The 10,689-nt window shown below is 64.5% G+C and carries 7 protein-coding genes, 1 tRNA gene and 1 pseudogene; 7 read left to right on the top strand and 2 right to left on the bottom strand.

Annotated features, from left to right (window positions below):
* The 7 genes from CRO07_RS16880 to CRO07_RS16850 all read left to right on the top strand — a co-directional run.
* Positions 1–446: zinc ribbon domain-containing protein (locus CRO07_RS16880; protein ID WP_204840047.1), on the top strand; the 446-nt coding region annotated here is incomplete at its 5' end.
* Complete coding sequence (locus CRO07_RS16875; RefSeq protein ID WP_097031809.1) at positions 443–844, top strand: hypothetical protein; 402 nt, start codon at positions 443–445, stop codon at positions 842–844. The genes CRO07_RS16880 and CRO07_RS16875, both read left to right, overlap by 4 nt.
* A gap of 135 nt (positions 845–979) precedes the next feature.
* Entirely contained in the window at positions 980–1,198 is a 219-nt protein-coding gene (locus tag CRO07_RS19555) for a ribbon-helix-helix protein, CopG family (protein WP_097031808.1), read from the top strand.
* 33 nt (positions 1,199–1,231) lie between these two features.
* The gene (locus CRO07_RS16865) at positions 1,232–3,109 is read left to right on the top strand and encodes a DNA methyltransferase (protein WP_204840046.1); all 1,878 of its coding nucleotides are present in this window, start codon (positions 1,232–1,234) and stop codon (positions 3,107–3,109) included.
* Positions 3,063–5,225, top strand: a complete 2,163-nt coding sequence (locus CRO07_RS16860) for an Eco57I restriction-modification methylase domain-containing protein (RefSeq protein ID WP_204840045.1) — start codon at positions 3,063–3,065, stop codon at positions 5,223–5,225. The genes CRO07_RS16865 and CRO07_RS16860 overlap by 47 nt, the downstream gene beginning before the upstream one ends.
* Positions 5,215–8,481 carry an N-6 DNA methylase gene (locus CRO07_RS16855; RefSeq protein WP_097031807.1) on the top strand — a complete coding sequence of 1,089 codons (3,267 nt, stop codon included), beginning with the start codon at positions 5,215–5,217 and terminating at the stop codon, positions 8,479–8,481. The genes CRO07_RS16860 and CRO07_RS16855 overlap by 11 nt, the downstream gene beginning before the upstream one ends.
* Positions 8,475–9,560 (top strand): phospholipase D-like domain-containing protein, encoded by a 1,086-nt coding sequence (locus tag CRO07_RS16850; protein WP_097031806.1) that lies wholly within the window; start codon positions 8,475–8,477, stop codon positions 9,558–9,560. The genes CRO07_RS16855 and CRO07_RS16850 overlap by 7 nt, the downstream gene beginning before the upstream one ends.
* Before the next feature lie 309 nt (positions 9,561–9,869).
* Here the strand turns inward: CRO07_RS16850 and CRO07_RS16845 are convergent.
* Both CRO07_RS16845 and CRO07_RS16840 read right to left on the bottom strand, forming a co-directional pair.
* Positions 9,870–9,959 (bottom strand) — tRNA-Ser (locus CRO07_RS16845).
* Between the two features lie 436 nt (positions 9,960–10,395).
* Positions 10,396–10,593: pseudogene (locus CRO07_RS16840) on the bottom strand (integrase core domain-containing protein); the annotation flags it as partial.
* Positions 10,594–10,689 lie beyond the last annotated feature (96 nt).

The following is a 10,689-nucleotide window of genomic DNA, read 5'->3' as shown; positions in this document are numbered from 1 at the left end:
GGCTGCTGTTTGGGCCCGATGGCGCAGCCTTCTCGCCGACCCACACCCGCAAGGGCGGGCGTTTGTATCGCTACTATGTCAGCCAGACGGTGCTGAAGCATGGCGCTGGGGCGTGTCCGGTTGGTCGCGTGCCCGCGGGCGAGATCGAGGCAGCGGTCATCAACCAGCTCCGCGCCGTATTCCGCCACCCGGAGATTGTTGCGGGAACCTGGAAGGCGGCGCGTGCCCACGCCGACGACATCTGCGAGGCCGGCGCTCGCGCAGCCCTCCAGAAGCTCGATCCGTTGTGGGACGAACTCTTCCCCGCCGAGCAGGCCCGCATAGTGGCGCTGCTGGTTGAGCGTGTGGACATCGGCACAGGCGGGTTCAACGTCCGGCTCCGGGTGGACGGGCTCTGCGGCCTCGCGCGCGAAATGCTGGCTGGCAACGTTGGAGAAGCGGCGTGACTCGCCGGGCCACGATCCCGGAGACGGTGACGCTCCATGTCCCGTTCCGCCTCGTGAAGCGCGGCGGTCGCAAGGAGATGCGGCTACCTGACGGCGCCGCGCAGCCGCGCAGGACCGACAACACGCTGGTCAAGGGGCTGGCACGGGCGTTTCGATGGAAGCGGCTACTCGAGTCTGGCGAGTTCGCAACCGTAGCCGAGCTTGCCGAGCGCGAGGGAATCGCGCCCTCCTTTCTCTCCCGCAGTCTTCGCATGACACTGCTTGCGCCGAACATCGTGGAGGCGATCCTCGACGGACGGCAGCCCGCAGACCTCACATTAGAGACCCTGCGACAGCCTGCCCCGGCTCAGTGGCAAGAGCAGATGAGTTGGTTGCATCGAAATCGAAAAGTTTCGTAGCGCCCTAGCCATCCGTTGCCCAGCGCCATCGCATACGGCTAGAACCCGACGAATAATGAGTCAAAGTGATGCACTCTGTTGCAATCACCGTGCGAATCGTTAGTGTGAACATTGGTAGAACATTCGGAGGGCTCCATGAACCGTCGACCTAAGAGACTCGGTCCCCGGGTCACCGTCAGCGTTACGTCCGGAGACTTCGACGCCCTGAACATGCTGGCCCACAAGGATGATGTGTCTGTCTCCTGGGTGGTAAGGCGCGCGATAGATGAGTATCTGCGCCGGCATCGGCAGCCGGTGCGGGCAGCACAGAGTCCTGCGTCCGAAAAACAACCGACCGCGTCGCAACTGACGTAACAAAAAAGAAGAATTTCCGGGGACAGTTACCACATGCTTCACATTCAGCCCGAGCCATCCAAATCGGCCCATTCGATGTCGGAGGCTTCTCTGGACGCACTATACAGGCGGCCCTTAGCTGCAAAGAGGACTGGCGCCCTATACGGCGCCTTTCCATATCCAACAAAGATATCGCCAGAAGCAATCGCTCTGTATATCGCCGCCCACACCAAACCCGGCGACACCGTGTTTGACGGGTTCGGGGGCAGCGGGACGACCGGCCTTGCAGCGTTGCTGTGTGAGCGGCCGACCGCGGAACTGCGCGCCGAAGCGGTCCGCCTCGGCCTTAACGTGCAATGGGGTGCCCGCAACGCCGTTCTCTATGAGCTGGGCGCGCTCGGCTCGTTTGTCGGCCGGACCCTGACCAATCCGCCCGATCCCGCCGCGTTCAGGAAGGCGGCCGAAGACGTATTGGCCGCAGGCGAGAGCGAAGACGGCTGGATGTACGAGGCGCGCGACCCCTCCGGCGCGAAAGGCTCCCTTCGTCATCTGATTTGGAGCGACAAGCTGCGCTGCCCTGCTTGCCGGGGCGTTGTCACCCTGTGGGATGCGTGCGTCGCGCTCGATCCGGCGGAGATTTCCTCCACCTTCTCCTGCCCGAAATGCCGCCATGAAGAGCCGCTGGACGATGTGCAGCGGGTGACGGTGCAGGAACTTGACGACGTATTGGGCGAACAGCGCGCCCTACGCGGGCGGGCGATGGCCCGCGTCTATGGTTCGACCGGGAAAAAACGCTGGTCGCGTCCGGCCACAGCCGCCGACCTGACGCTTATCGAGAAGATCGAGGCCGAGCCGATCCCGTCATGCGTGCCGCAGGCGCTGATCCCCTGGGGCGACCTCTACCGGAAGGGCTACCATCAGGGCATTACGCACGTTCATCATTTCTACACGCGGCGCAATCTCATCGTTTTCGCCCGCATGTGGGAGCGCGTGGAATCCTATCGCGGCGCGCTCCGCGAGGGGCTGCGCTTCTGGCTGCTGAGCTACAACGCGGCGCACGGCACAATCATGACGCGCGTCGTGGCGAAGTCCGGTCAGAAGGACCTGGTCGTCACCAGCGCCCAGCCCGGCGTGCTGTATGTCAGCGGCCTGCCGGTCGAGAAGAACTTTTTTGCAGGATTGCGGCGCAAGCTGACGACGATTGCGCAGGCGTTCGAGACCATTCACGGCGGCAGCGGCAAGGTCGAAGTTGTCCACGGTTCCAGTTGCGATGTCGCGCTGCCATCAGAGAGCATCGACTATGTGTTCACGGACCCGCCCTTCGGGGCGAACATACCCTATGCCGAACTCAGTTTCATAAACGAGGCTTGGCTCAAGACGTTTACCGACCGCACGGACGAAGCCATCGTGAGCCCGGACCAGGGCAAGGCCATCGACGAGTATAGGGAATTGCTGACCCGGTCGTTCAGCGAGGCCCGCCGGATATTGAAACCGTCCGGCAAAGCCACGATGGTGTTTCATTCCGCGTCCGCCGAAGTCTGGAACGCCTTGCAGCGCGCCTACCAGGATGCCGGCTTCGACGTGGAATATGCGGGGGTTCTCGACAAGAAGCAGGGCAGCTTCAAGCAGGTCACGACCGAAGGGGCCGTGCGCGGCGACCCCGTGCTCCTTTTGGGGCCGCGCCGCAAGGCCGAGGCCCGGATCGAAAGCAAGGCCGGGGCGGACGACTGTGTATGGACCGTCGCGACGGCCCTTCACCGCGCGGCGACCGCCGCGCAAGATCCGGCCGAAGCGACGGCGCAAAGGCTGTATTCCCGCCTCGTAACGCATTTCCTCAGCCATCATCAGCAAGTCCCGCTCGACGCTGATGTCTTCTATCGCTGGTATGCAGAACAAACGCTGCCGGGAGTTTTATGCAGTGCCGGCGACTGACGCGGTCAGCGCGATCAGGTCCTCGGCGCGCTCCTTCGAGGAAGGCCTGCCGCCCGCCCAGCGGAAGCGCCTAGGGCAGTTCTTCACCGGATTGCCGCTGGGGACACTGCTGGCGCACATTGCGCTCGACCCCGATGCGCGCGCCGTGATCGATCCCATGGCCGGTCACGGCGACCTACTCGACGCGGCCGCATTGACGGCGCGGGCGCGAGGTGCCCGGCTCGGCCGGCTGGACGGCATTGAGCTCGACCCTGAGACGTCCGCCTTCTGCGGCCGTAGGACCGCGGCGTTGCAGGCGGACGGTGCCGTCGCCGCTGCGCGCATTGTCACGGGCAGCGCCTTTGATCCAGCAATCGTCGCTGAGCTAGACGCGCCCGGCTACGATCTTGTCATTACCAATCCCCCGTATGTGAGATACCAGTCGCAAAACGGGAACGGTGCCGGTGTCGGTGACGTGCGCCGGGGCCTGTCCGCGATCGTGGACGCGCGCGTGACCGACGGCGAACGCGCGCTCTGGCAGGCGCTGGTTGAAGGATATTCGGGCCTTGCCGATCTTTCGGTGCCGGCTTGGCTCCTGTCCGCCCTGCTGACGCGTCCGGGCGGCCGCCTGGCCCTCGTCGTTCCCGCCACCTGGCGCTCGCGCGACTACGCCGATGTCGTGCGCTACGTGCTGCTGCGGGCGTTTCGCCTTGAATTCATCGTCGCGGATACGCAGCCCGGCTGGTTTTCGGACGCGCTGGTGCGCACGCATCTTGTGATCGCGCGGCGGCTCTCATGGGACGAAGCGCAAGCGCCCGTGTCGGATCGGTCGTCCTTGCCTGCCGCACACTGGCTGCAAGTGACGCCGGCGGCTGCGGGCGGAGGGTCCCTGGTGGGGAGTGCCTTCCCCGGGCCGGAACCAGAGCGGGATTTCGCAACCTGGGCGAGCGCGGCGAACCGGGAGGTTCCGAGCATCGGGAGCCGCCCGTTTGCGCTGGATGAGGAATGGCGAACACTGGAGCAGCGCCTTGGACGCAAGAGCTGGTTTCAGAACGCCGAAAATCGGCGCGACGCGCTGCCGCTCTTTTCGGTCGCGGAGGCACGGCCGGCGACGATGCCGGAAGGATTGCGCGAAATGCTGCCGCCCGGCGCGACGCCGGTTCGTCTCCAGACGCTTGAACGGGCGGGCATCCGGGTCAGCCAGGGCCTGCGTTCGGGTTGCAACCGGTTTTTCTATGTGACGCTTGCCGGTGAGGATGAGAACGAAACCGTTACCGTCGAAGCGTCGGAGAGCTTTCAGAACATGCGTTTCCGCGTTCCGGCGGCGGCGCTGCGGCCCGTTCTCCATCGCCAGGCGGATATTGAGGCCTTTGCGAGCGGCTACCTTCCGGTAACACGCGTGCTCGATCTGTCGGACTGGGTCCTGCCGGAAGACCAGCCGGCCGTCACTGAAGCGGCGGAGGCTTACCGCAGGCGGGGCATGTCCGTGCCGCGCGTCATGCCGCCCGAACTGGCATCGTTCGTGCGGCTCGCCGCCCGGTATGCGCCGGACCCCAAAGAGCCGGCACGGTGCATTCCCGACCTATCGGCAGTGCGCACCAATGTCCGCCGGCCGGCCAACGGCCGCGACGTTCCGCGCTTCTGGTACATGTTGCCAGCCTTCACCGCGCGCCACTTGCCCGTGATCTTCACTCCGCGGATCAATCACGGGACACCGGCCGTCGCGCTCAATACCCAGCCGCCCATCCTGATCGATGCCAATTTCTCGACCCTGTGGGCGGAAGAGAGGCGATGGACAGTTCACGCGCTCTACGCCCTGTTCCACAGCAGCTGGTGCCGGGCAGCGATGGAGTCCGCCGGCACGCCGCTTGGCGGCGGCGCGCTCAAACTCGAAGCGACGCACATCCGCCAGGTGCCGATTCCGCCATTGTCCGACCGGGACTGCGAGAGACTCGCCACGCTAGGACAGCAGTTGGCCGCGGCCGTGCCGTCAGCCCGGCACCAGATCGACATGTTCATCCTGGCCGCTGCGTTGCCCGGCAGCGATGAAAACGACCTCAAAGAGGCGGCGCGCCATATCGACTCCCGACTCGAGGCCGCGTGCGCCGCCCGTCAAAGGACCGTCCATGACAGCTGACATTGCCCGCATTCGTGAAACCATCGGTCGCTGCCGCATGCTGCGGGACGCGGGCCGTGTCGAGGCGGTTCTGCGCAGCGAGTTCCAGGGACGGTTGCGGCTTATGTTCCCCGACACCGCGCATGAAACCTGGATCAACAACTACACCGAAGGGACCGAGGCGCACACCAAGGTCGGCACGGGATCGGGCAAGGCCGCGTCCCGGTTCATAGACAATCTCGTGGGATCGACCACGATCGAATACGAATCCGACCTGCGCAACACGGCCAAGCGCGGCACCGGCTACGCGCAGGTGCAGGAGCAGGCGGCGGGGCTCGTCCGCGCAGGCATGCCGGTTTCCACGGTCCGGGGCGTGCTGTCCGACACGGTCGAATGGTACGCCTACGATGCCGTGCTTGCGCCGGGTGTCGATCCGTCCGCCTGCACCGCTGCCGATATCACGCTCGTCGTCGTTGACGAACTGACGCTGGCCGATGACAGCGTCCTGTCCGCCGAGCAGCTCGGCGCTTTCATCAGGAAGCATCTGGCGCGCGAACAGTCCCGGCCCCTGCGCGCCGAATTCCTCGCTTCCGATCTTGGCATGGATTCGGCCGCATATAAGAGCAGCGCGGGGCCTTTGTCGCTGTTGGTGAACGAGGGGCGCAAGGCCGATCCGTCGGCGAGCCTGGCGACCGACCTCTGGTCCCGCTTCGTCGATCACCTGGAGGGGCCGGCGGGCACCTTCCGGACCGCCGCGTATGTCGATGAAGCCTACGTGACGCTGCTCGCGCGGCTGCTGAGCGCGAACGTGCTGACGGGCAAGGCGCTGCTCAGCACGGACGACGAGCTGAAGGCGATGCTGAACGGCGCATTCTTCCGCAACAATTTCCAGCTGGAGAATGTGGTCGAGCAGGACTATTTCGGCTGGCTTCTCGGCCCGTCCTACATCGACCGGCTCGTCGCGGTGGCCCGCGACCTCCAGCGCGATCTCTATGCTTACGATTTCAGCTGGTATCCCGAAGAGGATTTGTTCGGCCGCCTCATGGCGCAGCTCGCCCGGCGCAGCCAGCGCAAGCTGCTCGGCCAGGAATGGACCCCGCACTGGCTCGCCCGCCTGCTTGCCGACCGTTGCATCGACGGCCTCCCGGCAGGGGAAAGCCCCCGGATCGTCGATATGTGCTGCGGGTCCGGCACGATGCTCGCGGAAATCATAAAAGCGACGCGGGACCGGTTCGGCTTTGTCGCGATCGAACAGCTTGAGGACGTTGCGACCGGCTTTGATATCGACCCGCTGGCCGTCAGCCTCGCGAAGGCGACATGGGTCGTCAGCCTGTCGGCCGAGATCAAGGCGGCGACGAAACCAATCGTCATCCCGGTCTATCACGCGGACTCGCTGTTCGCCGTTACGCCGGTTTCCGCGTCAGTTCCCTTGGTCGGCGAAAGCGACACCATTCCGGTTTCCCTCGACGGCACGACCATCCAGCTGCCGACGGCGCTGGTGCAGCCGGCCTACCGGGAGTTTTTCGACCGGATCGTGGACTGGGCTTACGACGAAGCGCGCGATGCGCAGCGGCGCGGGACCGTCGCGGGCTTCAGCAAGGCCGACGCGGACAGCTTTCTCGACGGCACGATCGAGGCGTTCGGGATCACATTGCCGCCGGAGCTTTACAAACAGCTTTCCGGCGCGCTTTTCCCGCTGGCGCATCGCATGGCTGAACTGGCGGTCGCCGGGCGCAACGGCATCTGGGCGTTCATCCTGCGCAATACATACAGGCCGGGACTCCTGACCGGCCACTTCAACGGGCTTGTGTCCAATCCGCCATGGCTCGCCATGAGCGGGCTGGCCGACAATCCCTACCGGGACCTGCTGAAAGGCAGGGCGAAACTCTACGGCATCCAGCCGGCGGGACAGTCCTTCCTTCATCTTGAGCTGGGGACGATGCACATGCTTCACGCCATCGACCGCTATCTCGGGCCGGATGCCTGCGTCGCCTGTCTCGTGCCCGGCACTGTGCTGAACGGAAACCATCACGAGCGGCTGCGGCGGCATGACTTCCTGGCAAGCGACCGTCCCGTGCCGTTCGACATCGCAGAAGTCTGGCAGGTCGCGCCCGGCACCTTCAAGTATCCCGGCGCGGCGCTGGTCGGACACAAGAGAGCGGACACGACCGGGCTTCCGCAGAACGCGTTCGCCGGCTTCGTCGCGACCGATGCGGGGCTGGATGCCGCAGGCTTTTCAGTTCGCACCATCGGGTCGGCGCGCAGCGCCTGGGTGCTCGAAAAGGGCGGCGGTGCGGCCGTGGCCAGCGGCGGGGCAGACCTGCCGCAGCAGGGGGCCGATCTTATGCCGCGCACGGCGGTATGCGTGGACATCGTCCAGAATGCGGGGCCGGAATACCGTGTCGATACGCCGACCCGCGCTTCCGCATGGGGGTTTACGATCAAATCCGCCAAGGAGATGGCGGCCGAGCGCTTTCCCGGCCATGTCGCGCCGCGCTTTATCTATCGCATGGCGCAGTCGGAAAACCTGCTGCCATTCGTTCTCGGTGCCCATCGCGCGCCCATGGCTTTGCCGGCGCTGCGCGCGGCCGGCGGGACATGGAGCATTCTCGACGAGTCTGAAATCCGCCGACAGGGATTTACCCAGACCGCGCGGCGCTTCGCCGCGATCAACCAGAAGCTCAAAACGGTCGGGAAAGGAAAAACGCTCCAGCAGCGCATAGACGAACGGGGCAAGCTGTCCAAACAGGTGTTCGGGGCGGCCGGGCATCTCATTCTGGCCGGGGCTGGCGGCAAGATAATCTGCGCGGCGTGCCTTCCGGTGGCGCAGGCCTTGGATCTTGTTGTCGATCAGACCCTCTACTGGAAGGTCGTGGCGGACGCGGACGAGGCCTGGTACCAGGTCGGCATGCTCAACAGCGTGGCCCTGACCAACGCCACCCTCGCGTTCAACCCGAAGGGAGATTTCGGCGAAAGGCATCTCCACACGCTGCCGTACAGGATGATGCCCGCATACGATGCCGGCAACGGCGACCACCGGAAGATCGCGGCCCTCGCGAAGGACATTGCCGTACTTGCCGAGGGCCACTGCACGACCGACCCCTATCTGGCCGACCCTGCCAAAGCGCTGACAGCGCGCCGCCGCAAATTGCGCGCGCTGCTCGAAGGATCGCCGCTCCTGGTGCAGCTTGAAACGCTGGCCCGGTCTGCTCTTGCCGGCACATCCACCGCGTCGACCGGCGGGAGCGGCAGCGGGGCGCAGGCACCGGCATGCTGATCGTCCAGAATGCCGCGGAACCGGCGAGCTTGCGCAACGCTCTCGTCGATATCGTCACGGCGGGGACGGTCGATATTCGCGTGGCCTCGGCTTACGTCACGCTCGGCGGCGCAAACATACTGCTGTCCGCCGTCGCGAACGCTGTGGGTCCTGCCGCGTTCGCGGCGATGCCCAAGACTCTTGTTACATCCTTCGATTTCGGCCTCACCGAACCACAGGCATTGCAGCATTGGCGCGCGCTGGCGAACGCCACAGTTTTCGTCTCCGGCGCGCAGAGACTGGCGCAGGGTTCGCTTATGCCGCTGCGTGCCTTTCACCCCAAGCTTTATGTCTTTGGCCGCGATCCCCAAACATGCAGCACGCTGGTCGGCTCGGCGAACCTTACGAGCCGTGGCTTTAGCGTGAACACGGAGGTGGCATGGGTGCAGCAGAGCATTCCTCGTGCCGATGCCGATGCCGCCTTTGACAAGGCGCGTTTTGAAACGACCGCTCTCACCGACGACTTGCTCGCAGCCTATACCGCTCTGCGCCAGGCCCAGCCGCCGCCGCCCGAGATCGAGCAGGAGGCGCAGCCTGTAGCAGCGCCGGCACCTGTCGCCGCTGCCGCGCTGCCCCTGTTCAGGCTCGTTATCGCGAACGGAGCCATCAACCCGGCCGATTACGCGGCCATGTGGGTCCACGGTGAGGCCCTTCAGGGCGGATCGAGCAACCAACTGGAATTGCCGCGCGGGGGCCATCGGTTCTTCGGCTTTGTGTTCGACCAGTATGACTATCCGCATAATCTAACGATTGGTGAGCCCGTCCTCCGCAGCGGCGCGCGCGTATGGGACGACAGGCGATTGACGTGGCACGGCAACAACAAGATGGAGCGGATGAATCTGCCCACGGCCGCGCAGGGTGGATTTGAATATCCCGACACAGCCGTTATGTTCCGCCGCCTGACCGATGGCTCGTTTGAACTCATCGTGACCCCTTGGGAGTCAGATCTCGCCCGCTCATGGCGGCTGGCCTCGGCCCAGCGGCAGACGCTATTCCGCTTGGGCACCGTCGCAACTAACCGGATCGTGGGGCTAATCTGACCATCGATCGACAATCACAGGTCAAGTGGGCATTAATCCTTCACGAGTTCGATGCCAGACCCGACCGAGAGGGGAATGAACTGAGAACCTGCCTCACGCGACATTTATAAATTACGTATTTGTTTCAATGGTATAAGGCTGTTCACCGGAAAGCCATCGGTTAACAGGTCGGGAGAATATCGGCCCTGAGAGACCGCTTCCGGCCCTCCTGGCGCGGAGGACAGTGCTCAGCCCCTCTCGCATAACCCTCGACAACAACGGAAAAATCCGGCCGCAGCCGGATCGGGAGAACGCTTTCGCTGGGGCAAGTGGCGGAGCGAGAGGGATTCGAACCCTCGAGACGGTTCCCCGCCTACACACTTTCCAGGCGTGCGCCTTCGACCACTCGGCCACCGCTCCACAGGCCCGTCTTTATCGCGGCGTTCTACCGTCAGCAAGGGGGCTATTGCGATTGGGGTTGCCCGAGTTTCGCGTCGTCGTTCTCGGCAGCGGCGTAAAGGTGACCGACAGGTTGGTTCCCGACCACAAGACGCTTGCCGACTTCCGGCATGCTGATGCGCACGGGGTCGAGCCGATCTGCGAGGTTCTGCCGATCGCCCCGTCTACCTGTTACGATCTCGGCGCATGCAGGGTTCGTGCTCGATGCCCTGAAACAGGCGGTGCTCGATGCCGTTGGTTCAGCAGAGTTGGAGGGGATCGTGGCCCCTGTGGGACCGCGTAAGCCCCGGAAACGGCGAAGCGCATCGGCCGGGAGTAGATGGTGTTGCGGTTGCGGGGCTGCTCGGCGAACTGGATGGGTAATCCTCCCGGTTTTAACGGGGTGCAGCCGTAGAACTCACGCGGCCATCTTCAGCTTCATGGCAGGTGTGACCCCGCCGATGCCCATGTTGGGGCGTTCGTTGTTGTAGGTCCAGAGCCATTCGGAGGCGATCTGCTGCACTTCCTTGATGGTTTCAAAGATGTAAAGGTCCAGAAATTCATGCCGGACCGTCCGGTTGTAGCGCTCGACGTAAGCGTTCTGCTGCGGCTTGCCGTGAACCGCGCCGGGTTTGCCGGAGGCTGATTTCGGTTAGTTACGCGGCCATGGGCTCGGTTTCCAGAGCGGCATAGAAGTTGGCCTCGGCTTCGG

The sequence above is a fragment of the Cereibacter ovatus genome (assembly GCF_900207575.1).
Taxonomy (GTDB): Bacteria; Pseudomonadota; Alphaproteobacteria; order Rhodobacterales; family Rhodobacteraceae; genus Cereibacter_A; species Cereibacter_A ovatus.
The sequence above is the reverse complement of the archived record's forward strand: the minus strand, read 5'-3'. Positions and strand labels throughout refer to the sequence as shown.